Here is a 21648-nt window from a genome sequence, read left to right on the forward strand (position 1 = left end):
TCACGTCACCACCAGCGTCACGTCACCACCAGCACCTCCAGGGTGCGCGGCCCGTGTACGCCCTCGATCCGGTCGAGTTCGATGTCGCTCGTCGCCGACGGCCCGGAGACGAACGTCAGCGGCCGCCCCGGGTCCAGCAGCGCCAGCGCCTCGGGTACGGAGAGGACGACCTGCGCGGCGCGTACGACGCACAGGTGGTAGTCGGGTACGAGGGTGAGCGCACGCCGTCCCTGCCCCGTTCCGGCGTCCAGGACGAAGGTGCCGGTCTCGGCGATGGCGGCGGCGACGGTGGTGAGGACGCCGTCCGCGCCGTCGAGTGCGGCGAGCGGCAGCGGGGGGTCGTCGCGGAGCACGGTCTGTTCGGGGGCGAGCGCGGCGAGCCAGTCGGCGGGGAACCCGTCGGGCACTACGACGCGTTCGGCGCCGCGCGCCGTGAGGGCCGCCGCGACGGCAGACGCGGCGTCGGCGACCGGGATGACGCGGACCGCGGCGCGGTAGTCGGCGACGCGCTCCGCGAAGAGCCGTACGGTCTCCGGCGCTCCGGGCGCCGGTCCGCCGGCGCGCGCGTAGGTGCGGGGGACGGTGACGTCCTCGGGCCGTTCGGCGGCCGGTACGTCGGCGAGCGCCCGGCGGACACGGCGCAGGATCTCGGCGCGCGCACCACCGGAAGCACCCCCCGGGCCGCCTGGACCGCCTGGACCGCCTGAACCACCCGGACCGCCTCCGGACGGCCCCCCGGAAGCGTCGCCCGCCGGCGTACCCGCCGCTTCCTGCCCGCTCACCTGCGTGTCCTCCGCCACCAGGAGCGGAAGCTCTCCGCCGCCGGAGCCGGCGCGTCCCGCGCGTCGCTCCACGCGCTGAGCGGGCCCGGCAGCCGGCCGATGCGCCCGTTGCGCGCCAGCAGCCGTCCGGCGGCCGAGCCGGTGCGCTGGGCGGCGGCGAGCCGCGCCGGGTCGGAGAGCACCCAGCGGGCGGCGGCCATCGCGACCTGTTCCGGTTTCGGTACGCGGCGCCGCCCGCCGCCCCGCCCCGCGCCGCCGCCGCGGGACTCGTCCACCACTCGGGCACGCAGATGCACCAGCACCTCCGGAATGTCGATCTTGACGGGGCACACCTCGTAACACGCCCCGCACAGCGTCGAGGCGAATGGCAGCGAACGGTCCACTTCCGAGCCCGTGCCGCGCAGTTGCGGGCTCAGGATGGCGCCGATCGGGCCGGGGTAGACGGAGCCGTACGCGTGCCCGCCGACGCGCTCGTACACCGGGCAGACGTTGAGGCAGGCGGAGCAGCGGATGCAGTTGAGCGCCTGCCGCCCGACCGTGTCGGCGAGCGTGTCGGTGCGTCCGCCGTCGAGCAGCACCAGGTGGAAGGCGGAAGGGCCGTCGCCGCTGGCGGTGCCGGTCCAGGTGGAGGTGTACGGGTTCATGCGCTCGCCGGTCGACGAGCGCGGCAGCAGCTGCAGGAACACCTCGAGGTCCTGCCAGCTGGGCACCACCTTCTCGATGCCGACGACGGAGATCAGCGTCTCGGGCAGGCTCAGGCACATCCGCCCGTTGCCCTCCGACTCGACGACGACGGCCGTACCCGTCTCCGCCACCAGGAAGTTGGCGCCCGAGATGCCGACCTTCGGGCGCAGGAACTTCTCCCGCAGGTGCAGCCTGGCCGCCTCCGCCAGCCGGCGCGGGTCGTCGGTCAGATCGTCGGGGGCGGGGGTGCCGTACGCGCCCATCTCGCGCGCGAAGATCTCCCGGATCTCGGCGCGGTTGCGGTGGATGGCGGGGACGAGGATGTGCGAGGGCTGGTCGTCGCCGAGCTGCACGATGAGCTCGGCGAGGTCGGTCTCGTACGCGGCGATGCCCGCCTCGGCGAGGGTCTCGTTCAGCCCGATCTCCTGCGTGGCCATCGACTTGACCTTGACGACCTCCCGCGCGCCGGTGCCCCGTACGAGCCCGGTGACGATACGGCCCGCCTCCACGCCGTCCCGCGCCCAGTGCACCTGGCCGCCGGCGGCGGTGACGCGCTCCTCCACGAGCGTGAGGTAGTGGTCGAGGTGGCGCAGCGTGCGTGCCTTGAGGGCGCGGCCGGCCTCGCGCAGCTCCTCCCAGTCGTCCACCTCGCCGACCACCGCGGCCCGTTTGCCGCGGATGGTGCCGGTGGCGTGGGCGAGGTTGCGGCGCAGCTGGCTGTCGCCGAGGGCGGTGCGGGCGGCGGCGGGGAAGGCGGGCATGCCGAGGTCGGTGGTGCTCCCCGTACCGCGTGTGCGGGCGCTCATGCGGGCTTCGCCTCCCGGCGCTCGGGCGCCCGCGGATGCGGTCGCGGATGCGGACCCGGCTGCGGACCCGGCTGCAGACCCGGCTGCGGACCCGGCTGGAGTTTCAGTGGTGCCTCCTCGGTCGCGGCGAGGATCTCGGCCAGGTGGAGCGTACGGACGCCCGTACGCAGCCGGGACAGCATGCCGCCGATGTGCATCAGACAGGAGTTGTCGCCCGCGCACAGCACTTCGGCGCCGGTGTCCCGCACGTGCCGCACCTTGTCGGCGCACATCGCCATCGAGGTGTCCGCGTTCTTGAGCGCGAACGTGCCGCCGAAGCCGCAGCACTGGTCGGCGGCGGGCAGTTCGGCCAGTTCGAGGCCGCGCACCGCGCGCAGGAGGCTCAGCGGCTTGTCGCCGACGCGCAGCATGCGCAGCGAGTGGCAGGTCGGGTGGTACGTGACGCGGTGCGGGAAGTACGCCCCGACATCGGTCACCCGGAGCACGTCCACGAGGAACTCGGACAGCTCGTACACCCGCGGCAGCTCCCGTACGGCCGCCGCCAGCCCGTCGTCCCCGGCGACCTCGGCGACCCGGGCGTGGTGGTCGCGGACCATCGCCGAGCACGAGCCGGAGGGGCTCACCACGGCGTCGTAGCCGGCGAAGACGTCGGTGAAGCGGCGGACGAGGGGCACGCACTCGCGCTGGTAGCCGGTGTTGAAGTGCATCTGCCCGCAGCAGGTCTGGTCGGGCGGGAACTCGACCTGGCAGCCGAGCCGTTCGAGCAGCGTCACCACGGCCCGGCCGGTGCCGGGGAAGAGCGTGTCGTTGAAGCAGGTGATGAAGAGCGCGACGCGCATGTGCCCTCCGGGCGGGCGTTCGGGACGGGTGGCGGGTCCTCTACAGCTCGTTTCTTTTCGTAATCGTGCGGCGACACCCGAGTCTTCAACCTCAGCCTTCGCCGGCGCCGTCAAATGTGTATAAGGGCCAGGGTACGGACGCGTCGATCGCCACCCCCACCATCGGCGACCCGAGCGCGAACCCCGCGCTCTGCGCCGAGGACTGGAGCCCGGTGGCCTCGCCCCGCACGCTCGCCGGTGCCAGCCTGCTCACCGCGTCGGCCACCGCCGACAGCGTCGGCGCGGTGAGCAGCCCCGTGCCGATGACGGCCACGCACAGCCAGGGCCAGTCGTGGGCCAGTCCCGCCGGCACGGTCACCAGCCCGAGCAGGCCGAGCAGCAGCCACGTGGGGAACGGCCGCGGCAGCACCCCGTACATCAGCCCGCCCGCCACGGAGGTCACGCCGAACACGGCGACGACGACGGCCGCCCAGGACACCTGACCCGCCTCTTCCAGCGTGGCGACGATCGCGAGGTCCACGCCGCTGAGCAGCGTCGTCGTACCGAACCCCATCGCCAGTACGGCGATCATGCGGTGGCCCAGCCAACTCCGGCGCGGCGGCCGTACGGTGGCCCCCGCGGCCGCCTCGTCCTCGCCCCGCAGCGGCGGGTTGAGCACGGCGATCCCGACCCCGCCGACCACGATTGCGGCGCCCACGCCCCACGCCACCACGTCCGGGGACATCTTCGCGGCGCCCAGGATCACCACCGCCGGGCCCACCATGTACGACAGTTCGCCCTGCACCGACTCCAGCGCGAACGCGGCACGCCGCTGCCCCGCCGTCGTCATCGCGGCGATCGCCTGCCGGGTCACCGGCTGGGCGGGCACCATCAGCAGGCCCGCCGCGAAGGCGGCGCCCAGCAGCGTCCCGTACGGCAGGACCGGCACGCTCAGCCAGAACACGACCTGTACGGCGACGGTCCCCAGCAGCACCGTACGGAGGCCCCGCCGGTCGATCAGACGGCCCAGCAGCGGCCCGCCCAGGGCCAGTCCGGCGGTCAGCGCCGCCGCGACGCCTCCGGCCGCCGCGTAGCTCATGTCCAGGCCCAGGACGACGTACATCGTCAGCGCCATCACGTCGGCCGTGATCGCGGTACGGGCGAGCATCGAGACGCCCAGCAGCGATGCCATCCCCGGCAGGGCGAGGACCTGTCGGTATCCGGTCAGGTAGCTGGTCACCCGCGTGACGCTAGAGCAGCCCGCGCACCCATAGGTAGTGGTTAATTTGCTGGGGCTGGCATAATCGACTGTTATGGCCAGGGATCTCGAGACCGCGCTCCTGCGGTCCTTCGTCACCGTCGTACGGGCGGGCAGCATCAGCCGTGCCGCGGCCACGCTCGGACAGACCCAGCCCGCGCTGAGCCAGCAGGTGCGCAAGCTGGAGAGCGCCGTCGGCCGTCCGCTGCTGTACCGGTCGCCGGCCGGCGTCTCGCTCACCCGTGCGGGGGAGGAGCTGCTGCCGTACGCCGAACGCATCCTCTCCCTCTCCGCACAGGCCCTCTCCGCGACCGGTCGCGTGCTCACCGGCCGCTGCGGCGTCGGCCTGCTCGAAGACCTCGCCGCGTCCCAGCTGCCGCAGGCCCTCGCCGATCTCGCCCTGCTGCATCCCGGCGCGACCCTGGAGGTGCTCAGCTGCTCCAACGCCGAGATGCGGGAGGCGTACGACGCGGGCCGCGTCCAGCTCGTGCTCGACGAGGCGCCGTACGTCCCCGGTACGCCGCGCTGGACCGTACGCCGCCCGCTGGTCTGGGCGCTCGGCAAAGGCGTCGACGTGACCGCCGATCCGCTCCCGGTGGTGCTGTTCTCGGACGCGTGCGCGTGGCGTACGTCGGTGCTGGAGGCGATGGAACGGGCCGGGCGGCCCTGGCGGGTGGCCTTCGAAAGCAACAGCCTGGTCGGTGTCCTCGCCGCCGTACGGGCCGGACTCGGCGTCGCGGCGCTCCTCCCCACGAACATCGAACCGGCCATGGCCTGCCACGACCCGGACGCGCTCCCCGCACTGCCGGACGTCGAGTTCGCTCTCGCGCGCCACCCGCGGAGCGAAGGCGATCCGCTGATCGACGCCGTGGAGACCGCCCTGCGGCGCATGATCTGAGCTCCCCGGCTGGTTCAACGCGATGCCGTCACGGCCTTCCCGGGTAAAATGGCCGGAATTGATCGCCTATCGATCCGGTACGTCTGCGAGCGAGAGCGGTGCGCATGGTGGCAGCAGAGCTCCCTGTTTCGCCGGTCAGTTCACACAACGAGTGGGACCCGCTGGAGGAGATCATCGTCGGGCGCCTAGAAGGCGCCACGATCCCCTCCGACCACCCCGTCGTCGCCTGCAACATCCCGCCCTGGGCGGCGCGCCTGCAAGGGCTGGCGGGCGGCTTCCAGTACCCGCGGGTGATGATCGAGCGGGCGCAGGAGGAGCTGGACGGGTTCATCGCCCTCCTGGAGTCCCTCGGCGTCACCGTACGGCGCCCGGACGCGGTCGACCACAGCCGCCGCTACGCCACCCCCGACTGGTCCTCCCGCGGCTTCTGCAACACCTGCCCGCGCGACAGCCTCCTCGTCGTCGGCGACGAGATCATCGAGACGCCCATGGCGTGGCCCTGCCGCTACTTCGAGACGCACTCCTACCGCGAGATCCTCAAGGACTGCTTCCGGCGCGGAGCCCGCTGGACCGCTGCCCCGAAACCGCAGCTCACCGACGAACTCTTCGACGAGGAATTCCGTGTCCCCGAGCCCGGCGAGTCGATGCGCCACATCCTCACCGAGTTCGAGCCCGTATTCGACGCGGCCGACTTCACGCGCGCGGGCCGGGACCTGTTCGTCACGCGCAGCAACGTCACCAACGGCATGGGCATCGACTGGCTGCGCCGCCACCTCGGCCCCGGCTACCGCATCCACGAGATCGAGAGCAGTTGCCGCCGCCCCATGCACATCGACACGACGTTCGTCCTGCTCGCGCCGGGCAAGGTGCTGATCAATCCCGAGTACGTCGACCCCGACCGGCTGCCCGACGTACTCCGCTCGTGGGACATCCTGACCGCCCCCGAGCCGAATCCGATCGACGAGCGCCTGCTCAAGCTCACTTCCATGTGCGGGAAATGGCTGAGCATGAACGTCCTCATGCTCGACGAGAAGCGCGTGATCGCGGAGCGGCACCACACGGGGATGCTGCGCGCCCTCGAACGCTGGGGCTTCGAGCCGATCCCGTGCGATCTCCTGCACTACGCGCCGTTCGGCGGCTCGTTCCACTGCGCGACCGTCGACCTGCGGCGGCGCGGCACGCTGGAGTCGTACTTCGACTGATGGGATCTGACCAGGATTCCCTCCCGGAACTGTAACGGTTCGCATACCCTGGGTGATGTCGTCAGAGGCAACTGCGGGCGCTGTGCCGCGCGTTGCCCGTTACCCGTTTCTCAGGGGGCCCCGTGGCCAACATCAAGCGACTCGACTCCGGGGCCTCGCCCCTCCACTACTTCGGCGCCGAGCTGCGGCTCAGGCGCAACGCGGCATCGCTCACGTGCGATCAGCTCGGCGCGCAGCTCTACTGCACAGGGGCCCTCATCAGCCAGATCGAGACGGCTGTCAGGCACCCGACCGAGGACTTCATCCGCCGCGCCGACGATGCCCTGGGGGCGGAGGGCGCGCTGATGCGCATGTGGCCCCTGCTGAAACGGAGCCGGTTGCCGTACAAGCACCGGCAGATCGCCGAGCTGGAGTCGTCCGCGACGGGGATCTACGCGTTCCAGCCGCAACTGGTGCACGGGCTGCTCCAGACGCAGGCGTACGCGCGGGCGGTGCTCGGAGTTCTGGACCGCGAGAATCTGGACACGCGGATCGAGGCGTGGATGGCGCGGCAGCAAGTGCTGACCAGTGAAGAGCCCCCGATGTACTGGCTGGTGCTCAGCGAGGCGGTGCTGCACCAGGAGATCGGCGGCGCTGAGGTCATGCACGAGCAACTGACCCGCCTGTTGAGCTATGTGGACACCCGGCACGTACAGATCCAGGTGCTTCCGTGGGAAGTGGGAGCGCACACGGGAGTGGATGGCGGCTTTCGTCTCTATTCCTTCAAGGACCAGCCAGGCATCCTCTACAGCGATGGCTACGGTGCTCAACCCACGGCCAATCCGGAGGAATTTGCAGACGTATCGCTCCGATACGATCTGCTGCGGGCCGCCGCCCTCTCCATCGAGGACTCGGCTCGGCTGATCGCCCGCGTGCTGGAGGAACGCTATGACCCACATCCCGAGACAGGCCAATTCCCGTTGGCGTAAGTCGAGTTACAGCACGAACGACAACGGCGCGTGCGTCGAGTGCGCCACGCTCGGCGCCGCCGCCTGGCGCAAGTCCAGCTACAGCACCAATGACAACGGGGACTGCGTAGAGATCGCCGAGCTGTCCGCCGCCGTCGCCATCCGCGACTCCAAGAACCCCGGCGGCCCGCACCTCACCGTCTCCATCGAGGCGTTCGCCGCCTTCGTACGGGAGACGGCTGCCTGACAGCCGTACGTGGTGGCCCGCCGTACGCACTCAGCGCGCGTGGCGGGCCACGTCTTTCCGCTTGGCGCGGGCGTTCAGCCCCAGTTCGACGGCCGTCGCCACGGCCACGCCCGCCGTCAGCGAGCCGAGGACCACGCGGCCGTCGCTCCATCCCGCTCCGCTCAGGTCGATGGCGACCCACGGGTACGTGAACCAGCCGACCGCCACCCAGCGGATGGCGCGCATGAAGCGCCGCTCGACGGCCCCGCCGCCCCAGCGGTCGCGCCCCGGCCCGAAGTCACCCATCGTTTCGAGTCTGCCACCCGGGGCCACGATGGAGGTACCGACGGGGGTTTCCGCGTCCTTCCGGTCGTGAAGTACGTGTGAGTTCACGCACAACTCGACCCCGGCGGAGGGGATTTCGTGTCCGGAACGGAACCCCGCCGCTCCGAATCTTCTCAGAGTGGGCACAAGCCACGTGCCAACGCACGGGCACCGGGACCGGCATGACCAGCCGGACGCGATCCCGGACTCTGCGAAGCAACACGGAAAGGCACCACCATGAAGGATCTGTACGGAGACCTGTACGGCGAGGACCTGACCGGAGCAACCTGGGTCAGGCCGTGTGCCAGCCAGACGGAGATCTGTGTGGAGGTGGCCGCACTGAGCAACGGCGGCTGGGCCCTCCGCGACAGCAAGCGGCCCGACCTGCCCGCGCTGCGGTTCACGGAAGAGGAGATCAGCCAGTTCATGCAGGAGGCCCCACGCCTCTTCGCCCGGGGTGAGTGAACAGCCCCGGCACAGACCCACGTACCCGCAACACCCGCCGCCGGTGCGGCGCGTACGCGAACGGAAGGCGGCAGAACGGGAGCCCTGCCGCACCGCACCGCACCGCACCGAACAGCGCCCGCCGGCGGCGGCCTTCGTGCAAACTGCATAGCGCTAGCGTCTCTTGCGCGTTCAACGCACCCCCCACCGACAGGAGCACGTTCATGGCTTTTACCATCAGCCGACGCAGAGCCCTGACGGCCATGCTCGCCGTCCCGGCCGCGGCGGCGGTCGCGGCGGGTGCCGCGGCGGCCGACAGCCCGGCGGCCACGCCCGCAGAGGACCCCGAGGCGGCGCCCAGGAAGGAAGGGCCGACCACGGTGGCGTACGTCGAGGTGAACAACCACAGCATGCTGAACGTCGGCAAGTACACGCTGGCCGGTGACGGCAGCAACGTGTTCGACGTCGCGATCATCTTCGCCGCCAACATCAACTACGACACCGCGAAGCAGTCCGCGTACCTGCACTTCAACGAGAACGTGCAGAAGGTCCTCGACGACGCGGCCAACCAGATCCGGCCGCTGCAGGACCAGGGCATCAAGGTGATGCTGTCGGTCCTGGGCAACCACCAGGGCGCGGGCTTCGCCAACTTCCCCTCCAAAGAGGCGGCTTCGGCGTTCGCCAAGGAGCTGTCCGATGCCGTCGAGAGGTACGGCCTGGACGGCATCGACTTCGACGACGAGTACGCCGCGTACGGGGAGAACGGCACCGGCCAGCCCAACGACAGCTCGTTCGTCCACCTGGTCACCGCGCTGCGCGACAACATGCCGGACGAGCTCATCTCGCTGTACGACATCGGCCCGTCGGCGGACCGGCTGTCGTACGACGGCGTGGACCTGTCCACGAAGTTCGACTACTCCTGGAACCCGTACTACGGCACGTGGGCCGTTCCCGGCATCTCGCTGCCCAAGTCGCAGCTGTCCCCGGCGGCCGTCCACATCGGCGCCACGGACACGGGCACGGTGACGGAGCTCGCCCAGCGCACCAAGAGCGAGGGCTACGGCGTGTTCCTCACCTACAACCTGGACGGCTCGAACCGGCAGGACGACGTGTCGAGCTTCACGAAGGAGCTGTACGGCAGCGACGCCGTCTACAAGCCGTAGCGCCGCTGCCGCCTGTCACCGGCGTCCGGCAGGGCGAGGAGCGGATGGACGTCCTGGTCCGCTCCCACCTGTCGGACGCGCGGTCGGCCGATGCGGCGCGCGACCCGCTGACGAGGGCCGCCGCCGCGGGTTCGCACATGTGCCGTACGAACGGTCGCGTCTCCCCTCCCTGAGACCTAAAGTGGCGGATATCACATGAATCCGAGGCGTACCCCTGCGCCCCGGCGTTCTCTCGCATGCCGCGTACACCTCGTACGGCCCAGGGAGGGCTCATGACACGCGTCTCGATCACGGTGGACGGCACGACGTACGAGGACGAGGTGGAGCCGCGGCTGCTCCTCGTGCACTACCTGCGGGACCGGCTGGGGGTGACCGGTACGCCCGTCGGGTGCGACACCGGGAACTGCGGGGCGTGCACGGTCGACGTCGACGGGGAGAGCGTCAAGAGCTGCTCCGTGCTCACCGTCCAGGCCGACGGCGGGGACGTCACCACCGTCCAGGGGCTGGCCGACGGCGAGGAGTGGCACCCGCTGCAGAAGGCGTTCCACCAGCAGCACGCGCTCCAGTGCGGGTACTGCACCCCCGGCATGATCATGGCCGCCCGCGACCTGCTGCGGGAGAACGCGCACCCCACCCCGGACGAGGTCAGGGAGGGGCTGGAGGGCAACCTCTGCCGCTGCACCGGCTACCAGAACATCGTGCGCGCCGTGCTCGCCGCCTCCGCCGAGATGGAGCGGCAGGCGGGCGCGCCGGAGCCCGGCAAGGCCGCGGGCTCACCGGAAGGCTCACCGGACGGTGGCCCGCCGGGCGCACCGGCGTCCGGCAGCGCCGCGCCGAGCGGGCAGGAGGCGTCCGTATGACCACCGAGGAGATGGCACCCGGCGACGCACGCGACACACACGAGGTCGGCCGCTCCCGCGCGCGCCGCGAGGACGCCCGCCTGGTCACCGGCCAGACCAACTGGACCGACAACATCGCCATGCCCGGCATGCTCCACCTCGCGCTGTTGCGCAGCCCGATGGCGCACGCCCGTATCGACCGCGTCGACGTGTCGCCCGCACTCGAACGGCCAGGGGTGATCGCCGCGTTCAGCGGTCGCGACCTCGCCGACGAGCTGGGTTCGCTGCCGTGCGCCTGGCCGGTCACCGAGGACATCGTGCTGCCCGACCACCCGCCGCTCGCCGTGGACGAGGTGCGGTACGTGGGCGACCCGGTCGCCGTCGTCGTCGCCCGCGACCGGTACGCCGCGGCGGACGCGCTGGAGGCGGTGGACGTGGACTACACGCCGCTGTCACCCGTACTCGACCTGGAGGACGCGCTCGCCGACGGCGCCCCCCTCGTCCACTCCGACAAGGGCACCAACCGCTGCTACACCTGGCCGCTGGCCAACGGCGACTGGGACGCGGCGAAGGCACGCGCCGACGTCGTCGTACGCCGCCGCTTCCACCACCAGCGGCTGATCCCCTCCGCGATGGAGCCGCGCGCGGTGGTCGTCACGCCGCTGGCGGCGGCCGGCGAGTACACGGTGTACTCGGCGACGCAGATCCCGCACATCCTCAAGACGATGCTCGCCATGATCACCGGCATCCCCGAGCAGAAGCTGCGCGTCGTCGCCCCCGACGTGGGCGGCGGCTTCGGCAGCAAGCTCCAGGTGTACGGGGAGGAGGCGCTCGCGCTGGTCGTCGCCAAGCGGCTGGGCCGCCCCGTCAAGTGGACCGAGACCCGCTCCGAGGGCGCGCAGGCCACCCACCACGGCCGCGGGCAGATCCAGGACATCGAGATCGCGGCCGACCGTGACGGCAAGCTGCTCGGCCTCAAGGTCGACCTGCTCGCGGACATGGGCGCGTATCTGATGCTCGTCACGCCCGGCATCCCGATCCTGGGGGCCTTCATGTTCCCGGCGATCTACAAGATGGACGCCTACTCCTTCGAGTGCACCGGCGTGTTCACCACCAAGACGCCGACGGACGCGTACCGCGGCGCGGGCCGCCCCGAGGCGACGTTCGCCATCGAGCGCGTCATGGATGAGCTGGCCGCCGAGCTGCGCATCGACCCCGTGGAGCTGCGCCGCCGGAACTGGATCCGGCGCGAGGAGTTCCCGTACACGAGCATCGCGGGGCTCACGTACGACAGCGGCGACTACGAGTCGGCCACCGAGAAGGCGCTCGGCCTCTTCGGCTACGACGACCTGCGCGACGAGCAGCAGGCCCGGCACGAGTCGGGCGATCCCGTACGGCTCGGCATCGGCGTCTCCACGTACACCGAGATGTGCGGCCTGGCGCCCAGCCGGGTGCTGCGCGACCTGCGGTACGCGGCGGGCGGCTGGGAGGCCGCCACCATCCGCATGCTGCCGACCGGCAAGGTCGAGGTCATCACCGGCACCAGCCCGCACGGCCAGGGCCACGTGACGTCCTGGAGCCAGATCGCGGCGGACGTGCTGGGCGTGCCGTTCGAGGACGTCGAGGTGCTGCACGGCGACACGAAGGTCGCGCCGCAGGGCATGGACACGTACGGCTCGCGTTCGCTCGTGGTGGGCGGCGTCGCGGTGCACCACGCGGCGGGCAAGGTGGTGGAGAAGGCCCGCAGGGTCGCCGCGCATCTGCTTGAAGCGAGCGAGGAGGACCTGGAGTTCGCGGGCGGCGCGTTCACGGTGCGGGGCTCGCCGGAGGCGCGGAAGACGATCCAGGAGGTGGCGTTCGAGACGTTCTCGTCGCACGACCTGCCGGACGGCATGGAGCCGACGATCAACGCCGAGCACGTCATCGACCCGGAGAACTTCTCGTACCCGCACGGCACCCACCTGTGCGCCGTCGAGGTCGACACCGAGACGGGGCGGGTGAGCATCCGGTCGTACGTGTGCGTGGACGACGTCGGCAAGGTCATCAACCCGGTGATCGTCGAGGGCCAGGTGCACGGCGGGCTGGCGCAGGGCATCGCGCAGGCGCTGTACGAGGAGGCCGTGTACGACGCCGACGGCAACCCCGTCTCCGGCACCCTCGCCGACTACCTGGTGCCGTCCGCGCCCGACCTGCCGGACTTCGTCACCGACCGCACCGAGACCCCCGCCACCTCGAACCCGCTGGGCGTCAAGGGCGTCGGGGAGGCGGGCACCATCGCCTCCACACCCGCCGTGGTCAACGCGATCGTGGACGCGCTCCGGCCGCTGGGCGTCACGGAGGTACGGATGCCCTGCACACCGGAACGGGTGTGGCGGGCAGTACGGGAGGCACAGGCAGCGGGCTCAGCACAGGCGGCCGGTTCCGGAGCAGACACGGCTGACACGGCTGGCACGGCACAGACGACAGGCTCGGCGAAGGGCGGTGCGGCATGATCCCGGCCGCGTTCGACTACGTACGACCCGGCACCGTCGACGAGGCGGTCCGCGCACTGGCCGACGCCGGCGACGAGGCGAAGGTGCTGGCCGGGGGCCAGAGCCTGCTCCCGATGCTGCGGCTGCGGCTCGCCTTCCCCGAACTCGTCGTGGACGCGGGCCGACTGCCCGAACTGCGCGGCGTACGCGAGGACGGCAACGCGCTCGTCATCGGCGCCATGACCACCCACCACGACGTGGTGCACGACCCGCTCGTGCGGCGTCACGCCGCCCTGCTCGCGCAGGCCACCCGTACGGTCGCCGACCCCGCCGTACGCCACCGGGGGACCCTCGGCGGGTCCCTGGCACACGCCGACCCGGCGGGCGACCTGCCCGCCGTCGTGCTGGCGCTCGACGGCGAACTGACGGCGGCGGGGCCGCGCGGACGCCGTACGATCCCGGCGCGCGACTTCTTCAGCGACTACCTCCAGACCGCGCTGGAACCCGACGAACTCCTGGTGGAGGTGCGGGTGCCGAAGCTGGAGGGCTGGGGCACGCACTACGAGAAGTTCCAGCTGTCCGCGCAGGCGTGGGCGGTCGTCGGTGTGTCCGCCGCCGTGCGCAGGGAGGACGGGCACATCGCGGAGGCCCGTATCGGGCTGACCAACATGGGCCCGACCCCGCTGCGGGCGGAGGCGGCGGAAGCGGCGCTGGCCGGTGCGGAGGCCGTACCGGGCGCCGTCGGGCGGGCGACCGCTTCGGCGGCGGAGGGTGCGCGGCCCACGTCGGACGTGTCGGCGTCGGCGGAGTACCGCACGCACCTCGCGCGGGTGCTCACCCGCCGGGCCGTACTGGCCGCGGCCGGGACGCCCTGACCGCGGTGAACGAAGGCGAGGCGGTGCCGGAGGAGGCGATGCCGGGCGACGGCGAGGCGGGGGCGCGTACGGGAGCGGGCGCGGGCGCGCGTACGGCGGCGGGTCCGGGCGCGCGTACGGCGGTGGGCGCGGGCGGTGACCGTACGAGCGCCGCCGCGCGCGCGGCGGCCGGCGGCCCGCAGGCGCTGCGCGAACGCCTGGAGGAGACCGGCTATCTGGTGGACGACGGCCTCGCCACCGCCTGCTACCTCGCCCTCACCCTGCACCGCCCCGTCTTCTGCGAGGGCGACGCGGGCGTCGGCAAGACCGCGCTCGCCGCCGCCCTCGCCGAGGTGCTCGACGCACCGCTCATCCGGCTCCAGTGCTACGAGGGCATCGACGCCTCCCAGGCCCTCTACGACTGGGACTTCCCCCGCCAGCTGCTCCACCTGCGCGCCGCCGAGGCCGCCGGGGTCACCGACGCGGAGCAGCTGGAGAACGAGCTGTACGGCCGCCGCTTCCTGATCGCCCGCCCGCTGCTGCGCGCGCTGGAGACGCAGCCGTCCGTGCTGCTGGTGGACGAAGTGGACCGGGCGGACGACGAGTTCGAGGCATTCCTGCTGGAGCTGCTGTCCGAGCACGCGGTGACCATCCCCGAACTGGGCACCCTCCGCGCCGAGACGCCGCCCGTGGTCGTGCTCACCTCCAACCGCACCCGCGAGGTGCACGACGCGCTGAAGCGCCGCTGCCTCTACCACTGGTTCGACCACCCGGACTTCGCGCGCGAGCTGGCGATCGTACGGCGCCGCAGGCCGCAGGTGAGCGAGCGGCTGGCCACCCAGGTCACCGCCGTCGTGCAGCGCCTGCGCGACGAGGACCTGCTGAAGCCGCCCGGCGTCGCGGAGACGCTGGACTGGGCCGAGGCCCTGGACGCGCTGGGCGCGACCGCGCTGGACGCGGAGCTGGCCACGGTGACGCTCGGCTCGGTGCTGAAGTACCGCGAGGACGCGGAGCGCGTACGGGCGCTGGACCTGTCCGCGCTCCTGGACGTACGGGGAGCGTGAGCGCCGTGCCTGCCGTCTCCCACGTACGGGCGGAGCCGGCCGATGCCGTGACCGTGCTCGTCGGCTTCGCCCGCGCGCTGCGCGCCGCCGGAGTGGACGCGGGCCCGGACCGCGTACAGACCTTCCTGGACGCCCTCGACGTGCTCGACCCGGCGCGGCGGCAGGACCTGTACTGGGCGGGGCGGCTCACCCTGTGCGGCGACGCAGACGACCTGGAGCGCTACGACCGGGTCTTCGACGCGTACTTCGCCCCCGGGCCGCGGCCCCGGCACCGTACGCCGCGACCCGCGCCCGCGCCCCGTACGCTGCGGATCGCCGCCGGACCCGAACCGGCGGCGCCACCCGGCACGGAGGACGCCGAAACGGGCCCGCCGCAGGCCGCGCTGGCGAGCAGCACCGAGGTACTGCGGCACCGCGACATCGCCGAACTGACCGCCGCCGAACGCGCCGCCCTGCACCGCCTGCTGAACGCCTTCGCGCTCCCCGGCGAACAGCGCCGTACGCCGCGCCGCCTGCCCGCCCGGCGCGGCGCCGTCGACCCGCGCCGTACGGTGCGCGAACTGCTGCGGGGCGGCGGCGAGTTGGTACGGCTCCGGCGCCGGGCACCGGCGCACAAGCCGCGCCGGGTGGTGCTGCTGCTGGACGTCAGCGGGTCGATGACGCCGTACGCCGACGCGCTGCTGCGCTTCGCGCACGCGGCCTCGCACGGGCGGGGCGGGTTCGGGCCTGTATACGCCTGGTCCGTGGTCGTGGCCACAGCAGTACATCGGATATGTTTTGTACAAGGACACGGCAACCACCCCGCCCTACATCCAGATGTGGATAAGGAGGTGCAGATGGGTATAAGGAACAGGATCATCCCAACCCCGTCCAGGACCTCTGGCCAGCACCACACCTGTGCCGTACCGTGGTGCCCGATTTGCACATCGCGGGAGCTCCGAGCACGGGGCTGAGAGGGCGCTGAAGTTGCTGCGTCGACCGCCGAACCTGTTACCGGGTAATGCCGGCGTAGGGAGTGGGTCTCATGGCCATGCAGGATGCACGCACGCCTGAAAACGGATCAGAACCGCGCAAGCCGGGCTGGCACAAAGGCTACGTGAGCGGATCGCGCCCGGACATCCGGGTGCCCGTCCGCCGCGTGCACCTCACCAACGGCAAGGACGTGACGCTGTACGACACGTCCGGCCCGTACACCGATCCGCACATCGACACCGACGTCCGCCGCGGCCTGGCGCCGCTGCGGGAGAACTGGATCGTCGCCAGGGGCGACACCGAGGAGTACGCGGGCCGCGCGCTGCGGCCCGAGGACGACGGGCTCAAGCACACGTCGCCGCGCGGCGGCCTGAAGAACCTGGACGCGGTCTTCCCCGGCCGTCCGCGCCAGCCGCGCCGGGCGCGTACCGGCCCGCAGGGAGAAGGCGCAGCGGTCACGCAACTCGCGTACGCGAAGCGGGGGGAGATCACCCCGGAGATGGAGTACGTGGCGGTCCGCGAGAACCGTACGCCCGAGTTCGTACGCGACGAGATCGCCGCCGGCCGCGCCGTCCTCCCCGCCAACGTCAACCACCCGGAGACCGAGCCGATGATCATCGGCAAGAACTTCCTGGTGAAGGTCAACGCCAACATCGGCAACTCCGCCGTCACCTCCTCCATCGAGGAGGAGGTCGAGAAGATGACCTGGGCGACCCGCTGGGGCACCGACACGGTCATGGACCTCTCCACCGGCCGCAACATCCACACCACCCGCGAGTGGGTGCTGCGCAACTCCCCCGTCCCCATCGGCACGGTGCCGCTGTACCAGGCGCTCGAGAAGGTCGACGGCAAGGCCGAGGACCTCAGCTGGGAGGTCTACAAGGACACCGTCATCGAGCAGTGCGAACAGGGCGTGGACTACGTCACGGTGCACGCCGGCGTCCTGCTGCGCTACGTACCGCTGACCGCGCGCCGCAAGACCGGCATCGTCTCGCGCGGCGGCTCGATCATGGCGGCCTGGTGCCTGGCCCACCATCAGGAGAGCTTCCTCTACACGCACTTCGAGGAGCTGTGCGACATCCTGCGCGCGTACGACGTCACGTTCTCGCTCGGCGACGGCCTACGCCCGGGGTCGATCGCGGACGCCAACGACGAGGCGCAGTTCGCGGAGCTGCGCACGCTGGGCGAGCTCAACCGGATCGCCAAGTCCCGTGACGTACAGACCATGATCGAGGGCCCGGGGCACGTCCCGATGCACAAGATCAAGGAGAACGTCGACCTCCAGCAGGAGATCTGCGAGGAGGCGCCGTTCTACACCCTCGGCCCCCTCACCACGGACATCGCCCCCGCGTACGACCACATCACCTCGGGCATCGGCGCCGCGATGATCGGCTGGTGGGGCACGGCGATGCTCTGCTACGTCACGCCCAAGGAGCACCTGGGGCTGCCGGACCGGGACGACGTGAAGACGGGCGTCATCACGTACAAGATCGCGGCCCACGCGGCGGACCTCGCCAAGGGCCACCCGGGCGCACAGGACTGGGACGACGCGCTGTCGGACGCGCGCTTCGAGTTCCGCTGGGAGGACCAGTTCAACCTGGCCCTCGACCCGGACACGGCCCGCGCCTTCCACGACGAGACGCTGCCCGCGGAGCCCGCGAAGACGGCGCACTTCTGCTCGATGTGCGGGCCGAAGTTCTGCTCGATGAAGATCAGCCACGACATCAACGAGCAGTTCGGCTCCGACGAGGGCGGAACGCTCACGGAGGAGGAGGTCAGGGAGGGGATGCTGGCCAAGTCGCGCGAGTTCGCGGACGCGGGCGGCCGCGTGTACCTCCCGGTCGCTGACTGATCCGCCGGCGGCCGAGTGTCCCGGCGCGGATGCCGGGACACTCGGCCGCGCGTGCTCAGCCTCTGTGCCCGGCGCGGACGTTCGCGTGGGTCAGGTCCCGATCCAGTACGACGTGATGCGTCTGATCTTCGCGTTCTTGCCGTGGCCGCTGAACTTGAAGACGTCGCAGCAGCGCAGCCGGCGGTCGTCGGCGAACTCGACGGTGCTGCTCACCGATCCCTCGTCGCCGTGCGTGAGAACCGTGTCCAGGCGCAGCGTCGCGGCCCGGTCGCCGAGAGCCGTGTCCAGCGCGGCGGCGAAGTCCGCTCTCCCCCGGAACGTCTGCCGGCCGACGAGCTCCCATTCGACGTCGTCGGAGACCGCCGAGAGCACCGCGTCCGTGTCATGGGTCATCAGCGCTGTCACGTAGTCGCGCAGCACCAGCTTCTTGGGGGCGTTCCCGCAGTCGGGCGTGACGGATACCTGGACCATGCGCGAATGCTACGAGCCGCCACTGACAACCGGTCCGGGCCTGGCTGGCGGACTCGGTATCCGGGGAAAACTTTGGGAATGCGCGTTCGGGTCGGCAGACTGTGGGCATGACGGCCAGATCGCTCAGCAAGGGTGCCAACCTTCCCGTCGACGCGCCCGCGGTGCGCGTCGAGCTCGTCTGGTCCCAGGGACCGGGTGTGCCCGACGTCGACGCCTCCGCGCTGCTGCTCACCGCGGCCGGGCGCGTGCGGGACGACGGCGACTTCGTGTTCTACAACCAGCCGCGGCACGTCTCCAACGCCGTGACGCACCTGGGCAAGCAGACCGCCGGCGGTGCCGTCACCGACACCGTCGAGGTGGCGCTGGCCTCGCTGGAACCGGCCGTCGAACGGGTCGTGCTGTGCGCGTCGGCGGACGGCGGAACGTTCGGGCAGGTGCCCGGTCTGAGCCTCCGGGTGCTGGACGCCGCTACGGGCGCCGAGCTGGCGCGGTTCGACATGGAGGCCGGGACGGAGACCGCGTTCGTCGGCGGTGAGCTGTATCTGCGGCAGGGGCGGTGGAAGTTCCGCGCGGTCGGGCAGGGGTACGCGTCCGGGCTCGCCGGGCTGGCCACCGACTTCGGCATCAGCGTGGACGAGGAGCCGGAGGGGGCTGCCGCGCCGGCAGCGGCGCCCGTACCGGCACCGGAACCCGTAGCGCCACCCGCGCCCGTACCGCCTGCCGCGCCCGCGCCCGTCCCGGCGGCGCCCGCACCGCCCGCGCCCGTACCGGCGGCGCCCGCGCCCGCCCAGCCCGCCGCCGCGGGCGAGGACCGGCTGCCCGTGGACATGCGCAAGCGCCTGTCCCTGCGCAAGGAGCAGGTGGCCGTCAGCCTCCGGAAGCACGGCGCCGCCGGCACCACCGCGCGCGTCATCCTCGTCCTCGACGCCTCCGGGTCCATGTCCATGCTCTACTCCAAGGGCGTCGTGGCCGACGTGGTGGAGCGGATGGCGGCGGTGGCCGCGCAGTTGGACGACGACGGGGAGATGCAGGCGTGGACGTTCGCCTCGAACCCGGCGCGCCTGCCTGACCTGCGGCTGGGCGAACTCCCCGAGTGGCTGCGGCTGCACGTGCGGATCGGGCAGCTGGCCCTCTTCCGCCGCAAGAAGGCGAAGAAGTCCCTGGAGCCCGGCCAGGTCGACATGCGGGACGTCGGCATCCAGAACGAGGAGCAGAAGGTGATCGCCGAAGTCCGTACCTACGTACGCGAGAACCCGGCCGCCGCCCCCACCCTCGTGCTGTTCTTCTCCGACGGCGGCGTCTACCGCAACGCGGAGATCGAGCGCGAGCTGCGCGAAGCGGTGGAGGAGCCGGTGTTCTGGCAGTTCGTGGGGCTCGGGCAGTCCAACTACGGCGTGCTCGAGCGCTTCGACACCCTGCCGGGCCGACGCGTGGACAACGTGGGGTTCTTCGCCGTGGACGACATCAGCACGGTTCCCGACCAGGGGCTTTACGACCGTCTGCTGTCCGAGTTCCCGAGCTGGATCACCGCCGCGCGGCAGGCGGGGATCCTCCGTACGTAGCGCTGAAAGCACGGGGAACGGGCGTCACAGCCGCTTCTGGAAGCAGCGGCTCTCCGGAGTGTCGCGGTACAGGCCGAAGTTGGGCGCCGGGACGTAGCCGCTGGAGGCGTAGAGGCTGACCGCCTCCGGCAGCGGGGTGCCGGTCTCCAGGACCGTCCGTACGCGGCCCGCCTCCCGCGCGCTGTCTTCCAGCGCCGCCAGGATGCGGCGGGCCAGGCCGCGTCCGCGCGCCGCCGGGACGACGTACATGCGCTTGATCTCGGCGTCGCCGTCCTCGTACCCCTCGTCGTTCGCCTCCTGTGCGCGCCAGCCGCCCGAGGCGACGGGCGTGCCGTCCTCGTACGCGACGAGGAACAGCCCCTGTGGCGGCGCGAAGTGCGAGGGGTGCAGCGGGGTCATGTCGTCGGAGCCGTAGCGGGCGACGTACTCGGCTTGCACCTGGTCGCTCAGCTTCACGGCGTCGGGGTGGTCGTAGGGCACGGCACGGATCTCCACGCCCCCAGACCGTAGGCGCCCGTACGCCGCCGTGCGCGGCAATTTCGGCGCGCGCAGGATCGTGGAAGCGCGGGCGGCGGGGCGGGCGCAGCATCGCGGTACGGAGCGCGGCCGACGGGGCAGGCGGGGCCGACGGGCCGACACCTACGAGGAGAGGGCGCGATGATACGGCGGGTCTGGCACGGGTGGACGGCGGCGGCGCAGGCCGACGCGTACGAGCGGCTGCTGCGCGAACGGATCTTCCCCGGCATCCGGGCGCGCGGCCTCGCCGGGCTGCGCGGCCTGGAGTGCTGGCGGCGGCGGACGGACGGGGGCGAGGTGGAGTTCGTGACGGTCATGGCGTTCGACGGCATGGAGGCGGTGGCCGAGTTCACGGGCGGTGACCCGGCTCGGTCGGTGGTGCCGGAGGCGGCGAGGGCGCTGCTGGCGCGGTTCGACGAGCGGTCGGTGCACTACGAGTCGGTGATCGCGGAGGAGTAGGCGGGGCGGCGTGACCGGGACCGGGTGACCGGGGCGCGGGCCGGGGCGGAACGATCGGGGCGCGGGCCGGGCCGCGATGTCAGAGGCGGGGGTTAGCGTGCATACGTGACCCGGTGTCCGGCATCAGCCCTCGTGACCCGGACGCTGGCCGACGTGGACGGTGTCCGGGTGACCTCCGTGCGCTGCCGCGCCCCGGCCGACGGCGGCCACCCGCCCGCGCCGCCCGAGACCGGCGCGCTGCGGCGGGTCGTGCTGCCGGTGAACGGGGTGTTCTCGTGCGCCGGCCGCGGGGCCTCGTATGTGCTGGGGCCGGGTTCCGGGCTCGTGCTGGAGGCGGACGAGCCGTACCGCTTCGGCCATCCTGCGGCAGGCGGTGACGAGTGCGTGGTGATCGCCCTGTCCGCCGACGCGTGGGCGGAATGGGCGGAGTGGGCGGAGAACGTGCCAGCGGGCCTGCGGCCGTACGGGCGCGGGGAGCGGCTGCGGCTCGACTCGCGTGACCTGTGGCGGACCGTGCTGTTCCGCGCCGCCGCGGAGGGGCGGCGCGGTGAGCCGCACGCCGTACGGGAGTTGGCGGTGCTGCATCTCGCGGAGCTCGGCGCGCGGGGCGGCGGCACGGTGCCCGCGTCCGGCCCGGTGCCCGCGTCCCGGCGGCGGGTCGCCGACGCGGCCGCCGCGTTCCTCGCCGCGCACTACGCCGAGCCGATACCGCGCCTGCTCGACGCCGCCGCCGCGGCGGCCGACTGCTCGCCGTACCACCTGGCGCGGGCCTTCCGCGCGGTGCACGGCATGACCCTGCACGCGTACCGCGAGCGGCTGCGTACGGCCGCCGCCCTGCGCGCACTCGCCGACGGCGCCGACGACCTGGCGCGGCTGGGCACCTCCCTCGGGTACGCGAGCCACGGCCACTTCACGGACCGCCTGCGCCGCGCCGTCGCGTCACCGCCCTCGCGAATACGGGCGGTGCTGCGGGAGTCGTACGGGCGGGGCGCCCGCTAGCCAGCGGGCCCGCTGGCTGACTGGCTGACTGGCTGAC

22 protein-coding genes are annotated in these 21648 nt (G+C 72.0%); 15 read left to right on the forward strand and 7 right to left on the reverse strand.

The window, feature by feature from the left end:
* Window positions 1-17 precede the first annotated feature (17 nt).
* The 4 genes from DVA86_RS32305 to DVA86_RS32320 form a co-directional block, all read right to left on the reverse strand.
* Window positions 18-647 carry a LutC/YkgG family protein gene (locus DVA86_RS32305; protein ID WP_208885462.1) on the reverse strand — a complete coding sequence of 210 codons (630 nt, stop codon included), beginning with the start codon at window positions 645-647 and terminating at the stop codon, window positions 18-20.
* A 131-nt stretch (window positions 648-778) separates the two neighbouring features.
* The gene (locus tag DVA86_RS32310; RefSeq protein ID WP_208883619.1) at window positions 779-2272 is read right to left on the reverse strand and encodes a lactate utilization protein B; all 1494 of its coding nucleotides are present in this window, start codon (window positions 2270-2272) and stop codon (window positions 779-781) included.
* A complete protein-coding gene (locus DVA86_RS32315) occupies window positions 2269-3111 on the reverse strand; it encodes a (Fe-S)-binding protein (protein ID WP_208883621.1) in 843 nt (280 codons plus the stop codon). Before DVA86_RS32315 ends, DVA86_RS32310 begins: the two co-directional genes overlap by 4 nt.
* Before the next feature lie 91 nt (window positions 3112-3202).
* Window positions 3203-4330: an MFS transporter gene (locus tag DVA86_RS32320; RefSeq protein WP_222623390.1), complete on the reverse strand. Its 1128-nt coding sequence runs from the start codon at window positions 4328-4330 to the stop codon at window positions 3203-3205.
* A 73-nt stretch (window positions 4331-4403) separates the two neighbouring features.
* On the opposite strand from DVA86_RS32320, the gene DVA86_RS32325 reads away from it, so the two are divergent.
* The 4 genes from DVA86_RS32325 to DVA86_RS32340 all read left to right on the forward strand — a co-directional run bounded on the left by DVA86_RS32325 (window position 4404) and on the right by DVA86_RS32340 (window position 7642).
* Window positions 4404-5246, forward strand: coding sequence for a LysR family transcriptional regulator (locus DVA86_RS32325; RefSeq protein ID WP_208883623.1), 843 nt, complete (start codon window positions 4404-4406; stop codon window positions 5244-5246).
* Between the two features lie 104 nt (window positions 5247-5350).
* Window positions 5351-6448 (forward strand): amidinotransferase, encoded by a 1098-nt coding sequence (locus DVA86_RS32330; RefSeq protein WP_208883625.1) that lies wholly within the window; start codon window positions 5351-5353, stop codon window positions 6446-6448.
* Between the two features lie 122 nt (window positions 6449-6570).
* Entirely contained in the window at window positions 6571-7416 is an 846-nt protein-coding gene (locus DVA86_RS32335) for a helix-turn-helix domain-containing protein (protein ID WP_208883626.1), read from the forward strand.
* Window positions 7376-7642, forward strand: a complete 267-nt coding sequence (locus tag DVA86_RS32340) for a DUF397 domain-containing protein (protein ID WP_208883628.1) — start codon at window positions 7376-7378, stop codon at window positions 7640-7642. Before DVA86_RS32335 ends, DVA86_RS32340 begins: the two co-directional genes overlap by 41 nt.
* A 30-nt stretch (window positions 7643-7672) precedes the next feature.
* On the opposite strand, the gene DVA86_RS32345 is transcribed toward DVA86_RS32340, so the two are convergent.
* On the reverse strand, window positions 7673-7927 hold the full coding sequence (locus DVA86_RS32345) for a hypothetical protein (protein ID WP_208883630.1): 255 nt from the start codon (window positions 7925-7927) through the stop codon (window positions 7673-7675).
* Window positions 7928-8182: 255 nt separating this feature from the next.
* On the opposite strand from DVA86_RS32345, the gene DVA86_RS32350 reads away from it, so the two are divergent.
* The 8 genes from DVA86_RS32350 to thiC all read left to right on the forward strand — a co-directional run bounded on the left by DVA86_RS32350 (window position 8183) and on the right by thiC (window position 17604).
* Complete coding sequence (locus DVA86_RS32350; RefSeq protein ID WP_208883632.1) at window positions 8183-8410, forward strand: DUF397 domain-containing protein; 228 nt, start codon at window positions 8183-8185, stop codon at window positions 8408-8410.
* A 203-nt stretch (window positions 8411-8613) separates the two neighbouring features.
* Window positions 8614-9552: an endo-beta-N-acetylglucosaminidase H gene (locus DVA86_RS32355; RefSeq protein ID WP_208883634.1), complete on the forward strand. Its 939-nt coding sequence runs from the start codon at window positions 8614-8616 to the stop codon at window positions 9550-9552.
* A 272-nt stretch (window positions 9553-9824) separates the two neighbouring features.
* Window positions 9825-10412, forward strand: a complete 588-nt coding sequence (locus DVA86_RS32360) for a (2Fe-2S)-binding protein (protein ID WP_208883636.1) — start codon at window positions 9825-9827, stop codon at window positions 10410-10412.
* Entirely contained in the window at window positions 10409-12883 is a 2475-nt protein-coding gene (locus tag DVA86_RS32365) for a xanthine dehydrogenase family protein molybdopterin-binding subunit (RefSeq protein ID WP_208883638.1), read from the forward strand. The genes DVA86_RS32360 and DVA86_RS32365 overlap by 4 nt, the downstream gene beginning before the upstream one ends.
* Window positions 12880-13737 (forward strand): FAD binding domain-containing protein, encoded by an 858-nt coding sequence (locus tag DVA86_RS32370; RefSeq protein ID WP_208883640.1) that lies wholly within the window; start codon window positions 12880-12882, stop codon window positions 13735-13737. Before DVA86_RS32365 ends, DVA86_RS32370 begins: the two co-directional genes overlap by 4 nt.
* A gap of 5 nt (window positions 13738-13742) precedes the next feature.
* On the forward strand, window positions 13743-14780 hold the full coding sequence (locus DVA86_RS32375) for an AAA family ATPase (protein ID WP_425470950.1): 1038 nt from the start codon (window positions 13743-13745) through the stop codon (window positions 14778-14780).
* A 5-nt stretch (window positions 14781-14785) separates the two neighbouring features.
* Window positions 14786-15733 carry a VWA domain-containing protein gene (locus DVA86_RS32380; RefSeq protein ID WP_208883642.1) on the forward strand — a complete coding sequence of 316 codons (948 nt, stop codon included), beginning with the start codon at window positions 14786-14788 and terminating at the stop codon, window positions 15731-15733.
* 71 nt (window positions 15734-15804) lie between these two features.
* Window positions 15805-17604 (forward strand): phosphomethylpyrimidine synthase ThiC, encoded by a 1800-nt coding sequence (thiC, locus tag DVA86_RS32385; protein ID WP_208883644.1) that lies wholly within the window; start codon window positions 15805-15807, stop codon window positions 17602-17604.
* A gap of 90 nt (window positions 17605-17694) precedes the next feature.
* Here thiC and DVA86_RS32390 read toward each other — a convergent pair whose 3' ends face one another.
* Window positions 17695-18075: a nuclear transport factor 2 family protein gene (locus DVA86_RS32390; RefSeq protein WP_208883646.1), complete on the reverse strand. Its 381-nt coding sequence runs from the start codon at window positions 18073-18075 to the stop codon at window positions 17695-17697.
* A gap of 107 nt (window positions 18076-18182) precedes the next feature.
* Between DVA86_RS32390 and DVA86_RS32395 the strand changes: the two genes are divergently transcribed.
* Window positions 18183-19637 carry a VWA domain-containing protein gene (locus DVA86_RS32395; protein ID WP_208883648.1) on the forward strand — a complete coding sequence of 485 codons (1455 nt, stop codon included), beginning with the start codon at window positions 18183-18185 and terminating at the stop codon, window positions 19635-19637.
* A 24-nt stretch (window positions 19638-19661) separates the two neighbouring features.
* Here DVA86_RS32395 and DVA86_RS32400 read toward each other — a convergent pair whose 3' ends face one another.
* On the reverse strand, window positions 19662-20132 hold the full coding sequence (locus DVA86_RS32400) for a GNAT family N-acetyltransferase (protein WP_208883649.1): 471 nt from the start codon (window positions 20130-20132) through the stop codon (window positions 19662-19664).
* Window positions 20133-20294: 162 nt separating this feature from the next.
* On the opposite strand from DVA86_RS32400, the gene DVA86_RS32405 reads away from it, so the two are divergent.
* Together DVA86_RS32405 and DVA86_RS32410 are read left to right on the forward strand one after the other, a co-directional pair.
* A complete protein-coding gene (locus DVA86_RS32405; RefSeq protein ID WP_208883651.1) occupies window positions 20295-20612 on the forward strand; it encodes an antibiotic biosynthesis monooxygenase in 318 nt (105 codons plus the stop codon).
* A gap of 105 nt (window positions 20613-20717) precedes the next feature.
* A complete protein-coding gene (locus DVA86_RS32410) occupies window positions 20718-21611 on the forward strand; it encodes a helix-turn-helix domain-containing protein (protein WP_222623391.1) in 894 nt (297 codons plus the stop codon).
* Window positions 21612-21648 lie beyond the last annotated feature (37 nt).

This window comes from Streptomyces armeniacus (assembly GCF_003355155.1).
Classification (GTDB): Bacteria; Actinomycetota; Actinomycetes; order Streptomycetales; family Streptomycetaceae; genus Streptomyces; species Streptomyces armeniacus.